The organism is Bradyrhizobium sp. CCBAU 25360, from assembly GCF_028128695.1.
GTDB classification, from domain to species: domain Bacteria; phylum Pseudomonadota; class Alphaproteobacteria; order Rhizobiales; family Xanthobacteraceae; genus Bradyrhizobium; species Bradyrhizobium ottawaense.
On sequence record NZ_LBJA01000041.1, the window covers coordinates 498,304 to 520,309 of the forward strand.

Annotated in this window: 25 protein-coding genes and 1 riboswitch; of the genes, 9 read left to right on the top strand and 16 right to left on the bottom strand. The window is 65.2% G+C overall.

Features of this window, described 5'->3' with window-relative positions:
• From moaD to uvrC, 3 genes are all read right to left on the bottom strand, one after another.
• On the bottom strand, positions 1 to 252 hold the full coding sequence (gene moaD, locus XH81_RS23975) for a molybdopterin converting factor subunit 1 (protein ID WP_018318355.1): 252 nt from the start codon (positions 250 to 252) through the stop codon (positions 1 to 3).
• On the bottom strand, positions 249 to 866 hold the full coding sequence (gene pgsA, locus XH81_RS23980) for a CDP-diacylglycerol--glycerol-3-phosphate 3-phosphatidyltransferase (RefSeq protein ID WP_018318354.1): 618 nt from the start codon (positions 864 to 866) through the stop codon (positions 249 to 251). The genes moaD and pgsA overlap by 4 nt, the downstream gene beginning before the upstream one ends.
• A 97-nt stretch (positions 867 to 963) precedes the next feature.
• Positions 964 to 3,018, bottom strand: coding sequence for an excinuclease ABC subunit UvrC (gene uvrC / locus XH81_RS23985; protein WP_028140148.1), 2,055 nt, complete (start codon positions 3,016 to 3,018; stop codon positions 964 to 966).
• Positions 3,019 to 3,267: 249 nt separating this feature from the next.
• On the opposite strand from uvrC, the gene XH81_RS23990 reads away from it, so the two are divergent.
• Positions 3,268 to 3,891, top strand: coding sequence for an outer membrane protein (locus tag XH81_RS23990; protein WP_028140149.1), 624 nt, complete (start codon positions 3,268 to 3,270; stop codon positions 3,889 to 3,891).
• Between the two features lie 114 nt (positions 3,892 to 4,005).
• Here XH81_RS23990 and XH81_RS23995 read toward each other — a convergent pair whose 3' ends face one another.
• The 4 genes from XH81_RS23995 to XH81_RS24010 form a co-directional block, all read right to left on the bottom strand.
• Positions 4,006 to 4,221: a cold-shock protein gene (locus XH81_RS23995; protein WP_008544396.1), complete on the bottom strand. Its 216-nt coding sequence runs from the start codon at positions 4,219 to 4,221 to the stop codon at positions 4,006 to 4,008.
• Positions 4,222 to 4,489: 268 nt separating this feature from the next.
• Entirely contained in the window at positions 4,490 to 5,350 is an 861-nt protein-coding gene (locus tag XH81_RS24000; protein WP_028140150.1) for a 23S rRNA (adenine(2030)-N(6))-methyltransferase RlmJ, read from the bottom strand.
• A 155-nt stretch (positions 5,351 to 5,505) separates the two neighbouring features.
• Entirely contained in the window at positions 5,506 to 6,198 is a 693-nt protein-coding gene (locus XH81_RS24005; RefSeq protein ID WP_028140151.1) for a ribonuclease T2 family protein, read from the bottom strand.
• Between the two features lie 131 nt (positions 6,199 to 6,329).
• Positions 6,330 to 6,791, bottom strand: coding sequence for a hypothetical protein (locus XH81_RS24010; RefSeq protein WP_028140152.1), 462 nt, complete (start codon positions 6,789 to 6,791; stop codon positions 6,330 to 6,332).
• A 185-nt stretch (positions 6,792 to 6,976) separates the two neighbouring features.
• Between XH81_RS24010 and XH81_RS24015 the strand changes: the two genes are divergently transcribed.
• Both XH81_RS24015 and XH81_RS24020 read left to right on the top strand, forming a co-directional pair.
• Positions 6,977 to 7,276, top strand: a complete 300-nt coding sequence (locus XH81_RS24015) for a hypothetical protein (RefSeq protein ID WP_028140153.1) — start codon at positions 6,977 to 6,979, stop codon at positions 7,274 to 7,276.
• 45 nt (positions 7,277 to 7,321) lie between these two features.
• Positions 7,322 to 7,852: a DUF3617 domain-containing protein gene (locus XH81_RS24020; protein WP_028140154.1), complete on the top strand. Its 531-nt coding sequence runs from the start codon at positions 7,322 to 7,324 to the stop codon at positions 7,850 to 7,852.
• A gap of 66 nt (positions 7,853 to 7,918) precedes the next feature.
• Here the strand turns inward: XH81_RS24020 and XH81_RS24025 are convergent, their stop codons facing one another.
• Genes XH81_RS24025 through XH81_RS24035 form a run of 3 tightly spaced genes read right to left on the bottom strand, consistent with a single transcriptional unit; the run spans position 7,919 to position 10,596 of the window.
• The gene (locus XH81_RS24025; RefSeq protein ID WP_028140155.1) at positions 7,919 to 9,307 is read right to left on the bottom strand and encodes an ATP-binding protein; all 1,389 of its coding nucleotides are present in this window, start codon (positions 9,305 to 9,307) and stop codon (positions 7,919 to 7,921) included.
• A gap of 18 nt (positions 9,308 to 9,325) precedes the next feature.
• On the bottom strand, positions 9,326 to 10,057 hold the full coding sequence (locus tag XH81_RS24030) for a response regulator (protein ID WP_028140156.1): 732 nt from the start codon (positions 10,055 to 10,057) through the stop codon (positions 9,326 to 9,328).
• The gene (locus XH81_RS24035) at positions 10,054 to 10,596 is read right to left on the bottom strand and encodes a MarR family winged helix-turn-helix transcriptional regulator (RefSeq protein ID WP_028140157.1); all 543 of its coding nucleotides are present in this window, start codon (positions 10,594 to 10,596) and stop codon (positions 10,054 to 10,056) included. Before XH81_RS24035 ends, XH81_RS24030 begins: the two co-directional genes overlap by 4 nt.
• Before the next feature lie 336 nt (positions 10,597 to 10,932).
• Here XH81_RS24035 and XH81_RS24040 point away from each other — a divergent pair, with 336 nt between their 5' ends.
• From XH81_RS24040 to XH81_RS24060, 5 genes are all read left to right on the top strand, one after another.
• Positions 10,933 to 12,015, top strand: a complete 1,083-nt coding sequence (locus XH81_RS24040; protein WP_028140158.1) for a branched-chain amino acid aminotransferase — start codon at positions 10,933 to 10,935, stop codon at positions 12,013 to 12,015.
• 135 nt (positions 12,016 to 12,150) lie between these two features.
• The gene (locus tag XH81_RS24045; RefSeq protein ID WP_271596387.1) at positions 12,151 to 12,675 is read left to right on the top strand and encodes a YegJ family protein; all 525 of its coding nucleotides are present in this window, start codon (positions 12,151 to 12,153) and stop codon (positions 12,673 to 12,675) included.
• 144 nt (positions 12,676 to 12,819) lie between these two features.
• Positions 12,820 to 14,340 carry a histidine--tRNA ligase gene (hisS, locus tag XH81_RS24050; protein ID WP_028140160.1) on the top strand — a complete coding sequence of 507 codons (1,521 nt, stop codon included), beginning with the start codon at positions 12,820 to 12,822 and terminating at the stop codon, positions 14,338 to 14,340.
• A 55-nt stretch (positions 14,341 to 14,395) separates the two neighbouring features.
• Positions 14,396 to 14,662, top strand: a complete 267-nt coding sequence (locus tag XH81_RS24055; RefSeq protein ID WP_109866587.1) for a tautomerase family protein — start codon at positions 14,396 to 14,398, stop codon at positions 14,660 to 14,662.
• Positions 14,663 to 14,849: 187 nt separating this feature from the next.
• Positions 14,850 to 15,254 carry a thioesterase family protein gene (locus XH81_RS24060; RefSeq protein ID WP_028140161.1) on the top strand — a complete coding sequence of 135 codons (405 nt, stop codon included), beginning with the start codon at positions 14,850 to 14,852 and terminating at the stop codon, positions 15,252 to 15,254.
• 95 nt (positions 15,255 to 15,349) lie between these two features.
• Here XH81_RS24060 and proC read toward each other — a convergent pair whose 3' ends face one another.
• Positions 15,350 to 16,186, bottom strand: coding sequence for a pyrroline-5-carboxylate reductase (gene proC, locus XH81_RS24065; RefSeq protein WP_028140162.1), 837 nt, complete (start codon positions 16,184 to 16,186; stop codon positions 15,350 to 15,352).
• Positions 16,187 to 16,349: 163 nt separating this feature from the next.
• Positions 16,350 to 16,850, bottom strand: coding sequence for a YbjN domain-containing protein (locus XH81_RS24070; RefSeq protein WP_028140163.1), 501 nt, complete (start codon positions 16,848 to 16,850; stop codon positions 16,350 to 16,352).
• Between the two features lie 411 nt (positions 16,851 to 17,261).
• Positions 17,262 to 17,422: riboswitch (FMN riboswitch) on the top strand.
• 75 nt (positions 17,423 to 17,497) lie between these two features.
• Here XH81_RS24070 and XH81_RS24075 point away from each other — a divergent pair.
• Positions 17,498 to 18,058, top strand: a complete 561-nt coding sequence (locus XH81_RS24075; RefSeq protein ID WP_038947465.1) for a 6,7-dimethyl-8-ribityllumazine synthase — start codon at positions 17,498 to 17,500, stop codon at positions 18,056 to 18,058.
• Between the two features lie 113 nt (positions 18,059 to 18,171).
• On the opposite strand, the gene XH81_RS24080 is transcribed toward XH81_RS24075, so the two are convergent.
• From XH81_RS24080 to XH81_RS24095, 4 genes are all read right to left on the bottom strand, one after another.
• Entirely contained in the window at positions 18,172 to 19,125 is a 954-nt protein-coding gene (locus XH81_RS24080) for a ribose-phosphate pyrophosphokinase (protein WP_026202002.1), read from the bottom strand.
• 191 nt (positions 19,126 to 19,316) lie between these two features.
• A complete protein-coding gene (locus XH81_RS24085) occupies positions 19,317 to 19,931 on the bottom strand; it encodes a hypothetical protein (protein WP_028140165.1) in 615 nt (204 codons plus the stop codon).
• A 187-nt stretch (positions 19,932 to 20,118) separates the two neighbouring features.
• Entirely contained in the window at positions 20,119 to 20,886 is a 768-nt protein-coding gene (gene pgeF, locus XH81_RS24090; protein ID WP_028140166.1) for a peptidoglycan editing factor PgeF, read from the bottom strand.
• Complete coding sequence (locus XH81_RS24095) at positions 20,883 to 22,001, bottom strand: class I SAM-dependent methyltransferase (protein WP_028140167.1); 1,119 nt, start codon at positions 21,999 to 22,001, stop codon at positions 20,883 to 20,885. The genes pgeF and XH81_RS24095 overlap by 4 nt, the downstream gene beginning before the upstream one ends.
• Positions 22,002 to 22,006: the final 5 nt, after the last annotated feature.

The window sequence follows — 22,006 nt, forward strand, 5'->3', positions numbered from 1 at the left end:
CTAGCCGCCGGTCATCGGCGGGAAGAACGCGATCTCGCGGGCGCCCGCGATCGCGGCATCCGATTTGACATGGGCATGGTCGATCGCGGTGCGGATCACCTTCGGCTTCTCGAACGCGTAGGCATAGGCCTCACTCTGGCCGGACAGCCAGGCGATCAGCTCCTCGACGGTGCGCACGGTCGCCGGCGGCTCGATGGTCTCCTCCGCCTTGCCGACGCGCTCGCGCACCCAGGCGAAATATTTCACCTTCATCCCTCGTCCTCCTTGATGAGGTGATGGATGCCGGCGCGGAAATAATCGTAGCCGGTGTAGATAGTCACGATCGCCGAGGCCCACAGCAGCGCGAGGCCAATCATCGAGACGACGGGCACCACCTCGTCGCCGGCGGGTCCCGCGAGCAGGAAGCCGATGGCGACCAGCTGGACCGTGGTCTTCCACTTCGCAAGCTTGGTCACGGGCACGCTGACCCTGAGCGCGGCGAGGTATTCGCGCAGGCCCGAGACCAGGATCTCGCGGCACAGGATGACGATGGCGGCCCACAACGACCAGCCATGGATGATGCCGTCGGCGGCCAGCATCAGCAGGCACGAGGCGACCAGCAGCTTGTCGGCGATCGGGTCGAGCATCCGGCCGAACGCCGATTGCTGATTCCAGATCCGCGCGTAATAGCCGTCGAGGTAATCGGTGACCGCGGCCGCGATGAAGAGGGCCACCGCCACCCAGCGCAGCCAGAGCGGCTGATCCAGAATCGACTGCGCATAGATGCATCCGACGACAACCGGGATCGCGGCGATCCGGCCATAGGTCAGGATGTTGGGGAGGGACATCGCGCGGCTGGTCGTCCCTCGTGTGGTGGCGATGTTCATCCGTCCTACCAATACCGCTGCTGCCTGAACGTCAACCGTCCCGCGCCCCAAATGAGGTGCGGACACGACGATCATATGACTGCGGTCCCCCTTTAATTCATCCCGGCTGGGGATGGAAATACTCGAAAATCCTGCGCGCGCTCTCGGCACTGACCCCCGGAACCTTGCCGAGATCGGCGATCGAGGCCCGTTCGATCTCCTTCAGGGTTCCGAAATGATGCAGCAAGGCACGTTTGCGTGACGGGCCGATGCCCGGAATTTCCTGCAAACCAGCCTCGCGGATATCCTTCTTGCGCAGCTTGCGGTGAGAGCCGATGACGAAGCGGTGGGCCTCGTCGCGCAGCCGCTGGATGAAATAGAGCACGGGATCGCGCGGCTCCAGCTTGATCGCCTCACGCTCCGGCATGAACAGGGTCTCGCGGCCGGCATCCCGGTCCGGTCCCTTGGCGACCGACATCAGCGACACCTGGGTCAGGCCGAGATTTGCAAAGATCTCGCGCACGGCGTTGAGCTGGCCGCGGCCGCCGTCGATGATGACGAGATCGGGCCATTGCGGGAAATCGTCGTCCTTGGCTTTGGCCGCCCCTTCCTCGGGCGGATTGATCAGGCGCTTGAAGCGCCGCTCCAGCACCTCGCGCATCATGGCGAAGTCGTCGCCCGGCGTGATCCCTTCCGACTTGATGTTGAACTTGCGGTACTGGTTCTTCACGAAACCGTCGGGGCCGGCGACGATCATGGCGCCGACCGCATTGGTGCCCTGGATGTGGCTGTTGTCGTAGACCTCGATGCGCTTGGGCGAATGCGGCAGGCTCAGCGTCGTGGCGATGGCGTCGAGCAGGCGGCTTTGCGTGGCGGTGTCCGCGAGCTTGCGGCCGAGGGCCTCGCGCGCATTGGTCAGCGCGTGGGCGACGAGTTCCTTCTTCTCGCCGCGCTTGGGCGCGGTGACCTCGATCTTGTGGCCGGCCTTGATCGAGAGCGCATTGGCGAGCAGCTCGCTCTCCTCGATCTCGTGCGAGAGCAGGATGTTCCTCGGCGGCGGCTTGTCGTCGTAGAACTGGGCGAGGAAGGAGCCGAGCACCTCTTCGGGGGTGTACGTCTTCTCCGCGCGCGGAAAATAGGCCCGGTTGCCCCAGTTCTGGCCGGTGCGGAAGAAGAACACCTCGACGCAGGAGAAGCCGCCCTCCTGATGGATGGCGAACACGTCGGCTTCCTCGACGGTGCGCGGATTGATGCCCTGCTGCGACTGGATCGCCGACAAAGCGGCGAGGCGGTCGCGGTAGAGTGCGGCGCGCTCGAACTCGAGCTCACCGGACGCCTTCTCCATCTCGCCCGCAAGCTCCTGCTTCACCGCATGGCTCTTGCCGGACAGGAAGTCGCTCGCCTCGCGCACCAGGGTCGTATAGCCGGGAAAGTCGATCTCGCGGGTGCAGGGGCCGGCGCAGCGGCGGATCTGGTAGAGCAGGCAGGGCCGGCTGCGGCTCTCGAAGAAGGAATCCGTGCAGGAGCGGATCAGGAAGGCGCGCTGCAGCGCCGTGATGGTGCGGTTGACCGCGCCGGCGGAGGCGAACGGACCGAAATAGCGCCCGGGCCGGCTCTGCGCGCCGCGATGTTTCAGGATCTGCGGCGCCCAATGGTCACCGGTGATCAGGATGTAGGGAAACGATTTGTCGTCGCGCAGCTGCACGTTGAAGCGCGGCCGCAGCTGCTTGATGAGGTTGGCTTCCAGCAGCAACGCCTCGGTCTCGGTGTTGGTCGAGACGATCTCCACGGTGACCGTGGCCGCGATCATGCGCAGGATGCGGGCCGGCTGTGGCGCATTCTGGCGCGCATAGTTGGAGAGGCGCTTTTTGACGTTCTTGGCCTTGCCGACATAGAGCACGTCGGCATTCGCATTGAGCATGCGATAGACGCCGGGCGAGGTCGGGGCGAGCCGGACCGCGCGCTCGATCGCCTCATGGCCGGACGCCAGCGGGCCTTCGCCGACGGCGCCGCTCTCTTCCAGGATATCGGGCAGCCGCGCATCGTCCTCGTCATCGCCGCCGCTGGTGGCGGGATCGAGATCCGGAGGCGTCTCGGCTGGGACGTCCGGCGCGGTGCCAAGCACGGGTTTGGGCGCGCGGTCGTCCGGATTGTCGGTGGAATCGTGAACCATGGAGCGAATTTAGGCGCTGGGGGTGCCGATTTGAAGTTCCGGCCGTGCGGCACGCACAGGATGGCGGCGCAGTTCCCGGTAACGCTTGCTTAAGCCTGTTAACAGCGCGGTAACCCGGCTTAACAGCCCTTTAACTTAAAACTCTCGATAAATCTTACCCGAAAAGGTCGTGGTTCCGTAACCATGCCGTTTGCCTGGCGCGGCGGCGCGGGCGCCGCACCGGTGACGGCAGTTGCGTTGGAGTGTGTGATGAAGAGGCTCGTTGTGGGCGCAGCCGCGTTGGTTGCCGCCGGCTGGACAGCTTCGGCGGAGGCCGCCGACATGAATTACGGTCAGCGCGCGCCCTATACCGTCAACCAGCCGCTCAACGCGTATAGCTGGGCAGGCCCCTATCTCGGCGGCAACATCGGCTATGAATGGGGCTCGGTGGACAACAACCCCTCGAAGCCGTCGGGCTTCGTCGGCGGCGTGCAAGCCGGTTACAACTTCCAGAATGGCCCGTTTGTGTTCGGCGTCGAGGGCGACATCCAGGCCGCCGGTGCCGACGACACCTTCGCACCGTGGAAATTCTCCAATCCGTGGTTCGGCACCCTGCGCGGCCGCGCCGGCTATGCCTTCAGCAACGTGCTGTTCTATGGCACCGCCGGCCTCGCCTTCGGCGAGCTGCGTGCGCAGACCTTCGGCTGGACGGAATCGCACACCACCGCCGGCTGGACCATCGGCGCCGGTGCGGAAGTCGGTCTGGCCCCCAACTGGAGCGCCAAGCTGGAATATCTCTACATCGATCTGTCGACGACACAGTTCGCAATTACAGGGGTGTCAAACGGCTATAGCGCCAGCGTTGTGCGCGCAGGCGTGAACTATCGTTTCTGATAGCTGAAGAAGAAAATACCGGACCACAACCTCCCGGCCGCTCGCGGCCGGGAATTTTTTGCGCCAGGTATTTTTTGCGCCAAGTATTGCGCCGAATGTTGTGCGTCAGGCCCGCTAGGACAGGATGACCAGATTGACCGCCTTCGGTCCCTTCCCCTTCTTGTCGGGTTCGACTTCGAAAGTAATACGCTGTCCTTCCGCAAGGTCCTTCAGTCCGGCTCGCTCCACAGCAGTAATATGTACGAATACGTCGCGGCCGCCGTCGTCAGGCTTGATGAAACCGTAGCCGCGTTCGCCGTTGAAAAACTTGACCGTTCCCGTCATGGCCATCGGGAAACTCCCCCTCATTGCTCCTCCGCCGCGACGCAGACTCACGTCACGACATGACCGGGCACTACGGAGCCCGGGAGCTGGCCATCCTTGGGCGGACCGCTGGCGGTCCGGCCGGATCTTTCTTAGGCCTTCACTCCGCCGCAACCATTCGCGGAAGCGGAACGTAAAGCCAGTCACGGAAACAGCATAATACGGTTCTCTGCAGATTGACTACCGCTCCTGCATATTTTTCCCAAGAATGCCGGAGTGTTACGGCTTCTTGGCTCTAGGGCTTGGGCACCTCCAATCGGAATCTGGCAGCACCACCTTGGCCGAGCGGCATTTCCAGCTCGGGCAGGATCGTCTTGAGCTCGCCCTGCAGCGTGTAGGGCGGATTGACGATCAGGAGCCCGGTGGAGGCGAGAGCCCCGCCATCGAGCTGAGGCGCGACGCTGAACTCGAGGCGCAGACAATTTCCCGGCGGCTTTGCTGCAGCTGCGAGCCGCGCCACCGTTTGGACCAGTGTGTCGGTGGCGCGCCGGTTCTTGGCGGGATACCAAATGACATAGATGCCGGTCGGCCATTTCGCGAAGGCGGTGGAGAAGGTTTCGCCCAGCCGCTCGAACTCGTCCTTGGCCTCGAAGGGTGGATCGATCAGCACGAGGCCGCGCCGCTCCTTCGGCGGCACGAAGGCCGGCAGCGCCACCCAGCCGTCGAGGTCGACCACGCGCGCCTGTTCGTCGCGGCGCAGCACGGCGATCAGCGCTTTCCGCGCCTTCGGCTCGAGCTCGCAGGCGACGAGTCGGTCTTGCGGCCGGAGCAGGCCGCGCGCAATCAACGGCGAGCCCGGATAGGCTTTGAGCTCACCCTTCGGATTGAAGGCGCGGACGATATCGAGATAGGGTTGTACCAGCGCCAGGGTCTCGTTCGACAGGCGTGCCTGCATCAGCCGCGCGATGCCGGTCAGCCATTCGCCGCCCCGGCGCGCCTCGTCGCTGTCGAGATCGTAGAGGCCGGCGCCGGCATGGGTGTCGATGACGCGGAACGCCCCCGGCTTGTCCTGCAGATAGGTGATGATGCGCGCCAGCACGATGTGCTTGATGACATCGGCGAAGTTGCCGGCGTGGAAGGCGTGACTGTAATTCATGGCGGAGAGTTACGACATCGCGCGATGAAAGTAACTGCCGTCATTCTCCGGGGCGGTGCGCAGCACCGAGCCCGGAATCCATTTCGCCACCGGCTATGCGGGACAATGGATTCTTCGCGCTTCGCGGCCCCGGAATGACGGTCTGAGAAGTCGGCCTATCCACCCCTGATCGGCGGCATGGTGACCTGGTCGCGGCGGCAGGTGCGGCGTTCGATCTCGTCGCAAGCGCGGAATTGCAGGTCCTTGCTGAGGCAGATACGGACCTCGGACAGCCGCGTCCGGTTGCAGGTGACCGAGACGGCGGCATTGCTCAGTCCCGGATTGGCCTTGATGAAGGCTTCCTCGACCTCCGCCGGCGCCACGGACTTGGCCTGCGGCAAATCGAGATATTCGGTCGGGATCTTGATCGCAGCGCGCGCCTTGCGGATCGTCTCGAAATAACTGCGGCCCTCGAGGCCCGAGCAGGTGCCGTGCTTATCCCATTCGTTAAAGATCAGGCCCGGCGCCGGCATCAAATCGAGCATCGAGGAGACGATGCTGCGGTTCAGCCGCGGTGCGGGCCGCTGGCAATATTCGGGGAAGCCGTTCTCATATTGCGGCCACAGCCCATGCACCACGAAGGCGTAGGGCCGACCGCTGCACTGGATCTGCGAGCGGCCGCCACGCTCGGCCGCCTCCTCGCAGAACGAGGGCGACCACGATAGCGACAGCACATAGAAGTCGAATTCGCCGGGCGCGTTCTGCCGCTTGTCCTGGGCGCTTGCGCTGCCGGCGAGCAAGGCCAGTCCGGCGGCAAGGGTCAGGGAGATCACGAGACGGGAAAACAAATGCAATCTGGAATGAAACATAGCGACGCCCCTCAACTAGACTGTGCGAGGAAGCCTAGCAGGCGATGGGAACATTTCAAGAACAAAATTCGGGCGGCCGCCGTTCGGCGCCTCGAGCGACCAATCAGGGCTTCCTAATCAGGGCTTCCTGATCAGGGCTTGGCGGCGCGGCAGGCCGGATTGTAGGCCCAGTTGCGGTCGAGCCCGACCACGCACCATTCGACGCCGTTGCCATAGCCGGCGAAGCCGCCATCCTCGATGATCGAGAAGTGCACCTTGCGCACCTTGCCGTCATTGAGCATGGCCTCGCCGGTGCAATAGCGGCGCGGAATGTTGTCGGACTGCCAGGGCCGGAATGCGGTCTCGCGAACGGCGGAGAAGCCGGTGATCCTCAACGAGGAATTCCAGAACGTGCTTTCCTTTTCCCAGAACTGGGTGGCGATGGTCGGCAGCGCCCTGTCGCAATCGGCGACGGCGCCGTCATAGCGCGGTCCGCTCAGCCAGAAGTTCAGCTCCAGCGGATTGGCGGCCCTGGCCTCACCGAGCGACATCGCTCCGAACATGAGGCCGAGCACAGCGGCATAGCGGAGCAATTTCAGGAGGGGGGCGCGCATGGTCAATCCGGACAGCTAAAGTCTTGCGAAGGTTGGACGGTGCCGCGAAGGCCGGGGGAGGTCAAGTGCAGCGCGGCAACACTTCGCCAGGAGTTGACCACAACTTCGTGGTTGGCAGGGCTTGGGTTCTTTCCACTTTCCTTCCGGCACCGTAAACTGGCGACCAGCCAATTGGAGTGACGGGAATGCGAATCATTGCGGCCGCGGGTCTTCTCGCCAGCCTGGTTGTCTCGGGTCTGATGGCGAGCCAGTCGGCGCGCGCCGATTATGTGCCGCCGTTCAAGGGCAACGACACCGGCGGCATCATCGCCTATTCGATGGCCACCCAGGTCGACGCCCGGCAGGCCGCGGTCGACCACTGCGCGCGCTACGGCAAGGTCGTGAAATTCCTGGCGGTGCAGGCCTATGAGGGCGGTTACATCTCGTTCTCCTGCCGCTGGGTGCCTTATGGCGCCGCCGACCAGCCGATCCGCACGCTCTACTGAGGCGCTGTCGTAACGCCGCACTCTCTCAGCCGGGAGCCTTTTCACATGACGCGCAAACTCGCTTTGCTCGGCTCGGCCCTTTGCCTCGTGGTTTCGGCAGGCGGTGCCTTTGCCGACGACCTGCCGGTGCGCAAGGCTGGTCTTTGGGAGATGAAGCTGGTCACGAGCGGCTCGCCCGTGCCCGAGATGACCATGCAGCACTGCACCGACGAGACCGTCGACAAGGAGATGAGCAACAACGTCTCCCCGATGGCCAAGCAGATCTGCGCCAAGCAGGAGATCAAGAAGACCGCGACCGGCTATGTCAGCGATTCCGAGTGCAGCGTCGCCGGCGTCAGCACGACCTCGCATGCCGAGATCACGGGCGATTTCAACTCGGCCTATACGGTGAAGACCTCCTCGCACGCACAAGGCGGTGTCGCCGGCGCTGCGGGACGCGATACCACCATGACGCTGCAAGCCAAATGGCTTGGGGCCTGCAAACCGGACCAGAAGCCCGGCGACATCGTGATGCCCGGCGGCTTCAAGATGAACGTGCGCGACATGGATAAGCTGAAGGCGCTGCTGCCGAAGTAGGTAAGCGTTGCCCCGAAACCGGTGCGCTCCCTCGCCCCGTTCTTACGGGGAGAGGTGAGGCTGCAGCTACACCGGTATCCGCACGCTGGCCCTCAATCCCCCCATCGGACTGTCGCCGAGGGTGATGTCGCCGCCATGCGAGCGGGCGATGTCGCGGGCGATGGCAAGGCCAAGGCCCGTGCCGCCTTCATCCTGGTTGCGGGCGTTGTCGAGCCGCAGGAACGGCTTGAACACTTCTTCGCGCAAATGCGCGGGAATGCCGGGGCCGTCGTCGTCGATCGTCACGGTCAAATAACGGTGATCGCGCTGGCCGGTGATGGCGATGGCCTTGCCGTAGCGCGCCGCGTTGGTGACGAGATTGGCGAGGCAGCGTTTGAACGAGGCCGGCTTCACCGTCACGACGGGCAGGCCGTGGAAGGCGACGGTCGCGGTGTGACCGTGGCGCTCGGCGTCGCCGCGCAGCTCCTCGAGCGCCTGCGCCATGTCGGTCGGCTGCGACTGCTCGCCGGAATCGCCGCGGGCGAAGGCGAGGTAATCCTCCAGCATCATCGACATTTCGTCGACGTCCTTGCGCATGCCCTCGAGCTCGGGGCTGTCGCCGATCAGCGCCAGCTCCAGCTTGAAGCGGGTCAGGATGGTGCGCAGATCGTGGCTGACGCCGGCGAGCATCGCGGTGCGCTGCTCCATGGTGCGCTCGATGCGCGACTTCATCTCGAGGAAGGCGACCGCCGCGCGCCGCACCTCGCGCGCGCCCCTGGGGCGGAAGTTCGGCGCTTCGCGGCCCTTGCCGAAGCTTTCGGCGGCGTCGGCAAGACGCAGGATCGGCTTGATCTGGTTGCGCAGGAACAGCACGGCCACGATCAGCAAAATCGAGGACGTGCCGACCATCCAGAACAGGAATATCTCCGAGTTGGAGGCATAGGCGGCGCTGCGCTGCGCGAACACGCGCATCACGGCATCGTCGAGCTGGATGCGGATCTCGACGAGATTGGAGCGGCCGACCGTGTCAATCCAGAACGAGCGCCCGATCTGGCGGCCGAGCTGCACCGACAGCGTCTGGTCGAGCAGCGAGAAGAACGGCTTTGGTCCCGGCGGCGGCATGTCGCCGGCGGGCAGGAAATCGACGACGAGGCCGAGGCGCTGCTGGGCGATGCGGCGGATCTGCTCGCGATCCCGGTCTTGCGGATACCCCTTGTAGACGTCGATCAGCGCGGCGATGTCCTGCACCACGGCGGCCGACAGTCGGCGCGTCACCGTATTCCAGTGCCGCTCCATGAACACGAAGGCGACGACCGATTGCAGCACCACCATCGGCACGATCATGATGAGCAGCGCGCGGGCGTAGAGGCCGGTCGGCATCCACCCCTTGAACGCGTTGCCCATCCAGCCGTTGACGGCGGAGACGCGGCCGGCGGCGCTTCGGAGCAGCGTCAGGCCGGTATCGATCGTGCTCATCGGTCGCGCTTCACTGATTTATGGCGAGGCTACCAGCCGGTAGCCGATGCCGCGCACCGCCTGGAGGAACAGCGGATTGGCGGGGTCGGTCTCGATCTTGCGCCTGAGGCGGTTGATCTGCACGTCGACGGCGCGCTCGTTGACGCTGCCGTTGCCGGTCAGCGCACTGCGCGGCACGGTCTCGCCCGGCGTCTCCGAGAGGATGCGCAGCATCTCGCGCTCGCGGTCGGTGAGGTGGATGACCTCCTCGCCCTGGCGCAGTTCACCGCGATCGAGATGATAGACGTAGGGACCGAACGCGATCTTCTCCACCGCCGTGGCCTGCGGCGGCGGCGCGGCGCGCTTGAGGATGTTGTTGATGCGCAGCGCCAGCTCGCGCGGCTCGAACGGTTTCGCCACGTAGTCGTCGGCGCCGATCTGCAGGCCCTCGATGCGCGCTTCCGCCTCGTGTCGTGCCGTCAACATCACGATCGGCACGGAGGAGGATGTCCGGATGAAGCGGGCGAGATCGAAGCCGGTCTCGCCGGGCATCATCACGTCGAGGATCAAGAGGTCGAAATGCAGGCCCAGCAGTTTCGAGCGTGCATCGCCGGCGCTCGCGGCGGTGGTGACGCGGTAGCCCTCGGCGGCGAGGAAGCGCGAGAGCAGATCGCGGATGCGGCGGTCGTCGTCGACGAGCAGCAGATGCGGCGCGTCATCGGCCGGGCGCGCCGGCGGGCGGGCGAGAGTGGCAGCGAGCGTCACGGTCACTCCTTGGCGTCGTGGTTGACGGAAGCGAAGATCGTCTCGAGCACCTTGTCCGGATCGTCGCGATCGATCATCGCGCGCAAGAAGCGCTTGACGGTTTCCGCATCCTGCGGACCCATTTCGGCGAGCGCCTTGGTGATCCGCGTGGTCTGCAGACCGGCGAGCTTCTGCACCAGCGCCTCGCCCTTCGGCGTCGCGTAGAGCAGGCGCTGGCGGCGGTCATTGTCGCCGGTCTTCTGTACGATGTAGCCCTCGTCCAGCAGTTGCTTGAGCACGCGGCCGAGCGATTGCTTGGTGATGCGCAGGACGTCGAGCAGATCGGCGACCTTGAGGCCGGGATAGCGGTAGACGAAGTGCATGACCCGGTGGTGGGCGCGGCCGAAGCCGAAAGCCTCCAGCTCCTGGTCGGGATCGCCGACGAAGTCGCGATAGGCGAAGAACAGTAGCTCGATGATATCCCAGCGCAAATTGCCTCCGTCGTCTGCGGCCGGCTTGGGCTCGGCGGCGTCGTGAGAGGAAGTCGCGAAATTTATGTCAGGCATATTGACGTATCTTGGGTTCAATGTTACAAAACGATTGACCAGCACGAAATTTTAGATCGTTTCGCGCGGGTGGCATCGAAGCAGGGCGGCTGGAGAGAGCCGGACAGGCGACGACGGCCGGATAGATCTACCGTGCGATTGTCGAGCGGCGTTTCGGCAAAACATACTGGACTTCCGCCTTCCGCAAAAGCATGTCCTCGGCGATATGCTGGCCACGGAAACCGGCCGTAACAAGGCTGGCGGCGGTCCGGCCTAAAACCAATCAAGCCAGCCGGGCCCGAAAAGGGCAGGCCGGCGCCAGAACGGCGCCGCCACCGGCAAGCGGGAGGCAAGGACATGAGCATGAAATTCGACATCCAGCCCGCATCCAATCCGACGTCCGAGAAGGACCGCGTGGCCAAGCTGGTGGACCCCGGCTTCGGACGAGTCTTCACCGATCACATGGCGATCGTGCGCTACAACCAGGCCAAGGGCGGCTGGTACGAGGCGAAGATCGAGGCACGCGCCAATTTCCAGATGGATCCGGCCGGCGCGGTGCTGCACTACGCCCAGGAAATCTTCGAGGGCCTCAAGGCCTACAAGCGCGACGATGGCGGCGTGAACCTGTTCCGTCCCGACGCCAATGCGCGGCGCTTCAAGGATTCCGCCGACCGCATGGCGATGGCGCAGCTGCCCGAGGACGTCTTCATCGAGGCGGTCGAGCAGGTCGTGCGTATCGACCGCGCCTGGATGCCGGGCGGCGAGGGCAGCCTCTACCTGCGGCCCTTCATGATCGCGAGCGAGACCTTCCTCGGCGTCAAGCCGTCGTCCGAATATATCTTCGCCGTCATCGCTTCGCCGGTCGGCTCCTACTTCAAGGGCGGGCCTGCGCCGGTGTCGATCTGGGTCTCGGAGAATTACACGCGCGCGGCCGTCGGCGGCACCGGTGCCGTCAAATGCGGCGGCAACTATGCCGCGAGCCTGCGCGCCCAGGCCGAAGCGATCCAGCATGGCTGCGATCAGGTCGTCTTCCTCGACGCGGTCGAGCGCCGCTACATCGAGGAGCTCGGCGGCATGAACGTGTTCTTCGTGTTCGATGACGGTTCGCTCTCGACGCCGCCGCTCGGCACCATCCTGCCCGGCATCACCCGCGATTCCATCATCGCGCTCGCCAAGGATGCCGGCAAGACCGTGCGCGAGGAGCCGTATTCGCTCGACCAGTGGCGCAAGGATGCGGCCAGCGGCAAGCTCAAGGAAGCGTTTGCCTGTGGCACCGCGGCCGTGATCTCGCCGATCGGCAAGGTACGCTCGGTGAGCGGCGATTTCGAAATTAGCGGCGGCGCCGCCGGCCCCGTCGCCATGGGCCTGCGCAAGCAGCTCGTCGACATCCAGTACGGCCGCACCAACGATCCCCACAACTGGATCCGCAAGGTGTTTTGAGATACGGCGATGCGCGTTTCCCCTCTCGTGAGGAGAGGGGAAACGCGCATCGTTTGTGGTTTTTCGTGCACTGAACGTGCCGTTGCCGACATGCGACAAAGTCTGGACACATCTGGACATCAGGACTTCGCAACCATGGCAACGAAACTCTCCCAACCCATGAAATGGGTCGTTCTCGCCGCAATCGCCGGCGTTTCCGTTTTCGGCATCCTGACCATCGGCCCGATGCATGAGGTGGTCGCGCAAGATCGCTCGCCGATCGTCGATGTGCGCACCAGCGATCCCGAGATGAATGCCGCGATCGCGCGCGCCCGTGGCTCGCTTCCAACTTTCTGGGCCTCCTATGACACGCCGAAGCCGTCGGAGGCTGGGCACGCCCTGAAGGTGCGCTTCTCGACCCGCAAGGGCGGTGAGCACATCTGGATCGGCGAGGTGAAGAAGCGGCCTGACGGGACCTATTCTGGTCTCCTCGCCAACGAACCGCGTGACCTGCCAGGCAAGCGGGCCGGCGACGAGGTCAAGTTCACCGAGGCTGACATTTCGGACTGGATGTTCATGCGCAACGGCAAGATCCTCGGCGGCGAAACCATCAAGCCGACGCTGAAGTCGCTGCCGAAGGCAGACGCGGATGCCCTGAGAGCGCGGATGGAGAAGCCGTAAAGGTTGGCAGTCATTCCGGGATGGTCCGAAGGACCAGACCCGGAATCTCGAGATTCCGGGTTCGATGCTTGCGCATCGCCCCGGAATGACGGCGTCCCCTAAGCACCGGTTGCCGCTTCGCGCCCCGGCTGGTAAATGCCGCGCATGGCCGAGAAACCCAAAAAACCCCAGAAACTGAAGGCGCGCCTGCCGCGCGGGCTCGAGGATCGCGATCCCTCAGCGATCCGGGCGACGCGCGAGATGGTCGAGAAGATCCGCGCCGTCTACGAGCTCTACGGCTTCGAGCCGGTGGAAACGCCGGCGATGGAATACACCGATGCGCTCGGCAAGTTCCTGCCCGACCAGGACCGTCCGAACGAGGGCGTGTTCTCGTTCCAGGACGACGACGAGCAGTGGATCAGCCTGCGCTACGATTTGACGGCGCCGCTCGCCCGCTACGTCGGCGAGCGCTACGGCACCGACGCTCTGGTCTTGCCCTACCGCAGCTACCGCGTCGGTTACGTCTTCCGCAACGAAAAGCCCGGCCCGGGCCGATTTCGGCAGTTCATGCAGTTCGACGCCGACACGGTCGGCTCGGCAACGCCGGCGGCGGATGCCGAGATCTGCATGATGGCCGCGGACACGATGGAGGCGCTCGGCATCGCGCGCGGCTCCTATGTCGTGAAGGTCAACAACCGCAAGGTGCTCGACGGGGTGCTGGAAGCCATCGGGCTCGGTGGCGACGAGAACGCAGGCCGCAGGCTGACCGTGCTGCGCGCGATCGACAAGCTCGACAAGTTTTCCGCCGACGAGGTGCGCAAGCTGCTCGGTCCCGGACGATGGGACGGCGGCGAGGAAGGCAAGGGCGACTTCACCAAGGGCGCCAATCTGAGCGCCGCTGAAGCTGATGTCGTGCTCGCCATCACCAAGCCGCGCGAGGATTGGAAAGAGGCCATTGCCGCGGCCGAAACCTACCTCGCCAAGAGCGAGATCGGTCAGGCCGGCGTGAGCGAGCTGGACGAGATTGCCAAGCTGGTCACGGCGTCGGGTTACGGTGCGGACCGCATCAAGATCGATCCCTCCGTCGTGCGCGGCCTCGAATACTACACCGGCCCCGTCTACGAGGTCGAACTGCTGCTCGAGACCAAGGACGAGAAGGGCCGCCCGGTGCGCTTCGGCTCGGTCGGCGGGGGCGGGCGTTACGATGGCCTGGTCTCGCGCTTCCGCGGCGAGCCCGTGCCGGCGACCGGCTTCTCGATCGGCGTCTCGCGGCTCCAGGCCGCGCTGACGCTGCTCGGCAAGCTCGACACCAAGCCGGAGTTCGGTCCCGTCGTCGTCACCGTGTTCGACCGCGACCGCGTCGCCGACTATCAGAAGATGGTGGCTAGCTTGCGCGCCGCCGGCATCCGCGCCGAGCTCTATCTCGGCAATCCCAAGAACATGGGCAACCAGCTCAAATATGCCGACCGCCGCAATTCACCGTGCGTGATCATCCAGGGCTCGGATGAAAAGGCGCGCGGCGAGCTGCAGATCAAGGATCTGATCGAAGGCGCGAAGGCGGCCGCGGCGATCGCCTCCAACCAGGAATGGCGCGAGAGCCGACCGGCGCAATTCTCGTGCAGCGAAGCCGATCTCGTCGCCAAGGTGCGTGAGGTCCTGGCCCGTCATGACGTAAAGTGGGGATAGCTATTCCGCCAGGCCGTCATGCCCGGGCTTGTCCCGGGCATCGACGTCTTGTTTGATGGATAAGCACGTGAATGGCCGGGACAAGCCCGGCCATGACGACAGCAACAGGGAGAAAACAATGCCTGAGATCACTGTCAGCATGGCCGAAGGCCGCACCGACGAGCAGAAGGCCGGCATGATGCGCGACATCACCCAGGCGTTGGTGAAGAATCTCGGCGTCGATGCCGATGCCGTCGTCATCCAGATCAACGAAGCCCCGCTCCGTCACAAGATGAAGGGCGGCAAGACCTTCGTGGAGCGCGCGGCGGCGGCGAAGAAATAGCCACTGGCGGTTCGGCATTCACCGCTGTCGTCCCGGACAAGCGTCAGCGCAGATCCGGGGCCCATAACCACAGGGAGCGGTTATCTGGCCAGCTGGTAACTCCGAATCTTCGCCAAACTCGATCCTGTGGTTATGGGTCCCGGATCAGCGCTCGCTTGCCCGGGACGACAGCGGAGTTTGAGGCACCATGGACGCACGCGATTTCATCAAGGTCGGCATGAATGCCGAGCGCACGCTGGTGGTCCCGGCGGAGCGCACGGTCGGGCATTTCGTGCCGGGCATGCCGTTTGTCTACGCGACGCCGATGATGATCCTGGAAATGGAGATGACCGCGGGCGATGCGATCCGCGCTGCGCTTCAGCCCGGCTGGGTCACTGTCGGCACCGAGGTCGACATCCGCCATCTCGCAGCCGCGCTCGTCGGCGCGACGGTGCGGACCACCGCGAAGGTCGTCGCCGTCGAACGCCGCGTCATCCGCTTCGAGGTCGAGGCGTCCGAGGGCACGCGCAAGCTCGGCGAGGGCCGCCACGCGCGCGGGCTCGTCAATGTCGAGATGTTCAACAGGCGGTTAGCCGCGGGCACGACGCCGTAGGGTGGGCAAAGGCGCGAGGCGTCGTGCCCACCATTTTCTCCGCGATGGATACAGATCGTGGGCACGCTCCGCTTTGCCCACCCTACGGCACAGTCCTAGTTCGCCAATTCCTTCGACCGCTTTGTCGCCGCCGCGATCGCGCGGATCATGAGATCGCGCAGACCCGGCTCGGCCATCAGCACACCGAGCGCGGCGGCCGTGGTGCCGCCGGGCGAGGTGACGTTCTGACGCAACGTGCTCGATGGCAGCTCCGACTGGTGCAGCAGTTCGCCGGAGCCGGCCACGGTCTCGCGCGCCAGCCTGGTCGCGAGCGGCTCGGGCAATCCGGCCTCGACGCCGGCGCGGGCGAGCTCCTCGGCGAGCAGAAACACATATGCCGGGCCGGAGCCGGAGACGGCGGTCACCGCGTCCATCAGGCTCTCGTCATCGACCCATTCGACTGAGCCGGTGGCGCGCAGCAGCGCATCGGCCACTGCGCGCTGCGCGGCGCTGACGTTCTTCGCGGCGACCGCAACGGTGATGCCGCGGCCGATCGCGGCCGGCGTGTTCGGCATCGCGCGCACCACGGCGCCGCCGCAGACCTCGGCAAGCGATGCGATCGTGGTTCCCGCCATGATCGAGACCACCGAGGTCTTGTCCGAGACGAACGATTTCAGCTTCGCGCCGGCCTCGCGGAACATCTGCGGTTTCACCGCGACGACCAGCGTCTCGACCGTGCCGACCGTTGTCACATCAGGATTGAGCGCGACGCCCTTGGCGGCAAGCGCGGTGATCTCGGGCGAGATGTGCGGATCGACCACCGCGACACGGCGCGGGTCGAGTCCGCCCGACAGCCATCCGGTCAGCATCGCGCCGCCCATCTTGCCGGCGCCGGCGAGGAGGATGGTGCCGGTGATGTTTTGGAGGGTACTGCTATCTGCCACTGCGATCACCTTGCAAACGGTGTCGTCCCTGCGAACGCAGGGACCATAACCACCGGCGATTCTAGTGGATCGAGAGCAGAGCAACAAGCCGCGTGCCACAAGGGGCATCACGCGGTGGGTCCCGGATCGGCGCTTCGCTTGTCCGGGACGACGGCGGAGCGCTGGGCGAGACTTACGCCTCTCCCACCGTGTCGAACATCGCCGCGTCCATCGCTTCGGTCGTGGTCTTGCCCGCCCACACCACGAACTGGAACGCCGGGAAATAGCGCTCGCAGGCGTGGATGGCGCCGGCGAGCATGGCCTCGCATTGCGCGGTCGAGGCGGTCAGGCCGCCGGGCAGCACCAGGGCCTGGCGGTGCATGACCATGCCGGTGTTGGTCCACAAATCGAAATGACCGACCCACAACTGCTCGTTCACAGCGGCGACGAGCCGCTGCACCTCGCCGCGGCGCGCAACCGGAATCTTCATGTCGAACGCGCAGGCCAGATGCAGCGCCTCGATCTCGCCCATCCAGGTGAAGGAGAGCTGGTAGTCGGTCCATTGTCCCTTGGAGACAATGGTGAGTTCGTCCTCGCCGGAGCGTTCGAACGGCCAGTTGTTGCTGGCAGCGATATCCTCGACCACCGCGAGCGGATGGCTTTTGGAATCGATAGTGCTTTCGAGCAGGGACATGCCGTCTCGACCTCTTGCCTTCTTGTTGTCCTTGATACGCACGCGGTCGGCCCGGCACGCTCCCTCAACGTCGCTGGTGCGATCCCTCGGATCAGCGCGGGCCTGTCGCGGATCAAGTGATGTGATTTGCGGAATCTGCGCAACGGGGTCCCGAGTCCGTCCACAAGTCAGGACTCGTTCGTCCACAGCTCATCTCCGCCACAATTCTTAACGGAGGGAAGTCCTCGATCCGGATGGATGAGAACAAACCGGAATCGGATTCGCGGGGGAGGGCGCCATTCGTTAATTCCGCCGCGCGAGGGCCGGGCCGCCATGACGGCATGGGACCATGCGCCTTCCCCATGCGGAACACGCTTGCTGCGGCCGCCGGCTGGCGTCATATTTCCAGCCAGGCCGTTCATCCCGGACGGCCGATGTTCTCAGGGCGGGGTGAAAGTCCCCACCGGCGGTAAGGGCCGAAAGGCCTAAGCCCGCGAGCGCCTTGCCTAAGGTCTTCTTGCCGAGGGGAAGGGTCAGCAGATTCGGTGCAACTCCGAAGCCGACGGTTAAAGTCCGGATGAAAGAGAACGGTCGGAGGCAGACGCATCGCAAGATGCGGCTGTTTGTCGTTCCGTGTGCCCTGATTCTGGTCCTTGAGAAGGAAAGCCATGAATCAGATGCTGCAAGACCCCAAAACCGAAACTTCTGAAGCCGCCCAACCGCCGGTTCCGCATGACCCGGCGCCCGACCACCCGCGCTTTGCCAAGCCGCAGCGGGTGGCCTTCGTGCAGGCCTGCTGGCACCGCGACGTGGTCGAGGAGGCGCGTATCGCCTTCATCAAGGAGGCCGAGGCGCGCCATCTCACCCATGTCGACGTGTTCGAGGTACCTGGCTCGTTCGAGATCCCGCTGCACGCGCAGGTCCTCGCCAAGACGCGGCGCTATACCGCCATCGTCGCGGCCGGCCTGGTCGTCGATGGTGGCATCTATCGCCACGAATTCGTCGCCGACACCGTGATCAAGGCGTTGATGGACGTGCAGCTGCGCACCGAAGTGCCGGTGTTCTCCGCGGTGCTGACGCCGCAGCAATTCCACGAGACCGAGGTGCACTACGACTTCTTCCGCAAGCATTTTGCGATCAAGGGCGTCGAGGTCGCGGCCGCTTGTGCGGAGACGTTGCTCGGTCTGGAGCGCCTGCGCGGCCAGGTCGCGGCGGGGATCGTGGGGTAGGCATGGTCATTCCGGGGCGCGCGAAGCGCGAGCCCGGAATCCATTGATCGACACGGATTGCTGCAAGATGGATTCCGGGTTCGGCGCTCTCGTGCCGCCCCGGAATGACGGTGTCAGTCGAACAGGCTCGACACCGACTCTTCCGCCGCCGTGCGCGCGATCGCGTCGGAGATCAGGCTGGCGATCGGCAGCGTGCGGATGTTCGGCGCCTTGGTCACCGCGTCCGTCGGCAGGATCGAGTCGGTGATCACGAGCTCCTTCAGCCGCGAGCCCGCGATGCGGGCGGCCGCGCCGCCGGAGAGCACGCCGTGGGTGATGTAGGCGTAGACGTCCTTGGCACCCTTGGCGATCAGCGCGTCGGCCGCGTTCACCAGCGTGCCGCCGGAGTCCACGATGTCGTCGATCAGGATACAGGTGTAGCCGGCGACGTCGCCGATCACGTTCATGACCTCGGATTCGCCCGCCCGTTCGCGGCGCTTGTCGACGATCGCGAGCGGAGTGTTGATGCGCTTGGCGAGGCCGCGCGCGCGGGCCACGCCGCCGACGTCGGGCGAGATCACCATGGTCTTGGAGAGGTCGAACCTCTCCTTGATGTCGCGCACCATCAGTGGCGCGGCGTAGAGGTTGTCGGTCGGAATGTCGAAGAAGCCCTGGATCTGGCCGGCGTGCAGATCGAGCGTCATGACGCGGTCGACACCGGCCTGCGTGATCAGGTTGGCGACCAGCTTGGCCGAGATCGGCGTGCGCGAGCCCGACTTACGGTCCTGCCGGGCGTAGCCGAAATAGGGCAGCACCGCCGTGATGCGGCGCGCCGAGGAGCGGCGCAGCGCGTCGGTGATGATCAGCAATTCCATCAGATGGTCGTTCGCCGGGAACGAGGTCGACTGGATGATGAAGGCATCCGAGCCGCGCACGTTCTCCTGGATCTCGACGAAGATCTCCATGTCGGCGAAGCGCCGCACCACCGCCTTGGTCAGCGGCAGGTCCAGGCCCTGCGCGATCGCCTGCGCGAGGGCCGGATTGGAGTTGCCGGCGACGAGCTTGATGGAGCCGTTTTTGGCCGACATAGACGCTTCCTCCCGCGCTTTGCTGGATACGACGTTCAACATCTCAGATCCCACTGGAAGCACGGTTACGACGGGCGAGGAAATATCAGGCCGGAGGCTGCAATGGCAACCCGGGATGCTACGTTTTCCCTTCGAAATCCTGAGTCGGGCCAACGGCTTGGCCGCAACTTGAGGCCGTGGTTTAGCGGGGGTTATCGGTCGGCGTAGCCGAGTGCCGTGGCCGGCATCTCCGCCACTGGGCCCTGCGGGATCACGCTCGCCACCGCCGGGCCCCGCAAGCCAGGAGCCGTGCCCGGGGCATCCGGCGTTCCGTTGATCATGTTGGAAAGTCCGCTGAATCCGGCCTGGGCGATCTTCCGCAGCACGAGGTCGTCAGCTGCTCCCCACGGATCGCGGCCGCCTTTGGCCGAGGTCGGTTCCTCGCCGGAGAGGCGCAGCGCCCGCTGCTGGTTGGCGTCGTAGACGTCCCAGACCCAGGCGATCACCGTCTTGCCGCGCACCACCTGAGCGGAGAGATAGCTGCGCACGCGGTAGGCGGCGGTCCCTTCGCGGGAGACGACGGACAGGCTGCGCAGCTTGGATTCGCTGTCGATCACGCCGACCATGCGGTCGAACACCTGCGGCGGCGGCCCGTCGATCGATTCGAAGGCGACCGTTGCCCCGGAGCCGGCGCTCGGCGCCATCGCATAGGAGTTGGCGGCCCCACCGCCGCCGGCGCAGCCGCCAAGCGCGGTCGCTGCCGCGAGCAGCATGACCGCCAGCACGCGCGAACCCGCACGGCCCAGGATGAATGACGCGTCCCTCATTATGGAGGGCAGCGATATCGTTAAAATCGATTAAGGTCTAGGGCGGGAGCGACACAACACACGGTCATTCCGGGGCGCGCCACTTGGCGCGAGCCCGGAATCCATTTCGCCGCGTGAATTGCTGCACGATGGATTCCGGGTTCTCGCTTCGCGAGGCCCGGAATGACACACAGTGTTGCCCTTGTGTTCACGCTTCCAGCGCGATCGCGTGGACGTGGCGGCCGTAATCCGGCTCCTTGCGATGCACCGAGCGGCGATAGCTGAAGAAGCGCTCGTCGGCGTAGGTGTCGACGCCGAGATCGTCGATCATCAGGATGCCGGCGGCCTCCAGCCGCTTGCGGATGAAGCCGGCGAGGTCGAACATCGCGTGTCCCTCGCGCACCGACGGGATGAAGAACATCGCGTTGTCGGCATCGGCCTCGATGAAGCGCGCCACGAACTCGTTGCCGACCTCGTAGCTGTCCTGTCGGATCAAGGGCCCGATCGCGGCGATGATGCCGCTGCGCGTCGCGCCGAGTTTTTCCATCGCTAGAATCGTCGCCTCCAGCACGCCCGTCAGCGCGCCCTTCCATCCCGCATGTGCGCCACCGATCACGCGCGCGTTGGGATCGACGAACAGCACCGGCCCGCAATCGGCTGTGGAGACGCCGAGCGCGATGCCGGGCGTGTTCGTCACCAGCGCATCGCCCTTCGGCCGCGGCCCGTTCGGCCACGGCGCTTCTGCGACGAGCACGTCGGGCGAATGGATCTGGTGCAGGCTGAGGAAGCGTTCCGGCGCAACGCCGACATGCTCGGCCATGCGGCGGCGGTTCTCCGCGACAAGGGCCTGATCGTCATTGGAGCCGAGGCCGCCGTTCAGCGCGGAGTAGATGCCGCTGGAGACGCCGCCTTCGCGGGTGAAGAACGAGTGGCGCAGGCCGGGCACAGCCGACAGCAGCGACGAAGCGAGCGTCATGAGGCTTCTCCGGCCTGTTCGAGATCGCTGAGGCCGGCAATGCCTGTCAACCGCGGCTCGGAGATGCCGAGCACCTTGAACATCGAGCCCATGCCGCTGCGCCCGGTATCCGTCAGCCGCTTGAGGGCGATCGAAATGTCGGTGGCGACCTCCGGCGTTGCCTTCTGCATCAAGGCGGCGGCCCTTGTGTCGATGCCGATCCGCTTGAGGAAGTCGCCTTGCGTCACCGGCCCGTGCACGCGCGCGCCGACATCTTCGGCCGCGCGCGCCAGCGCCTGGAAGTCGACATGAGCGGTGACGTCGGCCTGGCCCGGCGCCTTCAAGGGATCGGCGAAGGTGTGGCGCGCAATCGCCTGGAACGTGTCGCCGGCATCGCTGCGCAAATGGCCATAGTCGATGATCAGCGCCGCGCCGTCCTGGTCGCGGACGCGCGTGGCGAGCTTCATGATCTCGCCGTCGGGGCGCCATTCGAACACGGCGCCGACGGGTGCGGCGCGCACGAGCGGCGGCAGGAGCACGTCGAAGCGCGGCGTCGGCTCGGGCGCTGCGCCGAATTGAAGCTTGCCGTTGGGATCGATCTCGATGACGCGCTCGTGCCAGCCGTACTCGTGGCGGACCATCTGGTGGACCGGCAGCACGTCGAAATATTCGTTGGCGAGGATGATGCTCGGTCCCTCAGGCACGTCGTCGATGCTGTCGTGCCAGGCGATGTTGCGCACGCCCGACAGCGTCGCATTCTGCCGCTCGCGCAAGACGGGATTGACCTCGACCATGTGGATGTGAAGCGCCTGGTAGAGCGGCGGCAGCACGCGAAGGGCGCGCAACGCGTCCGCCATCATGGTGCCGCGGCCGGGGCCGAGCTCGATCAGCCGCAGGAACTGCGGCGAGCCCATCTGCTTCCACACCGAGGCGGTCCACAACCCCAGGAGCTCGCCGAACATCTGGCTGACTTCGGGTGAGGTTGTGAAGTCGCCCTCACGCCCGAGCGGATCGCGCGAAACGTAATAGCCATGGCGCGGATGGATCAGGCACAGTTCCATGTACCGCCAGACCGGCATGGGACCTGAGGATTTGATCAGCGCCTTGATCTCGTTGAGTAGCGGCTGTTCGGTCACGGCTA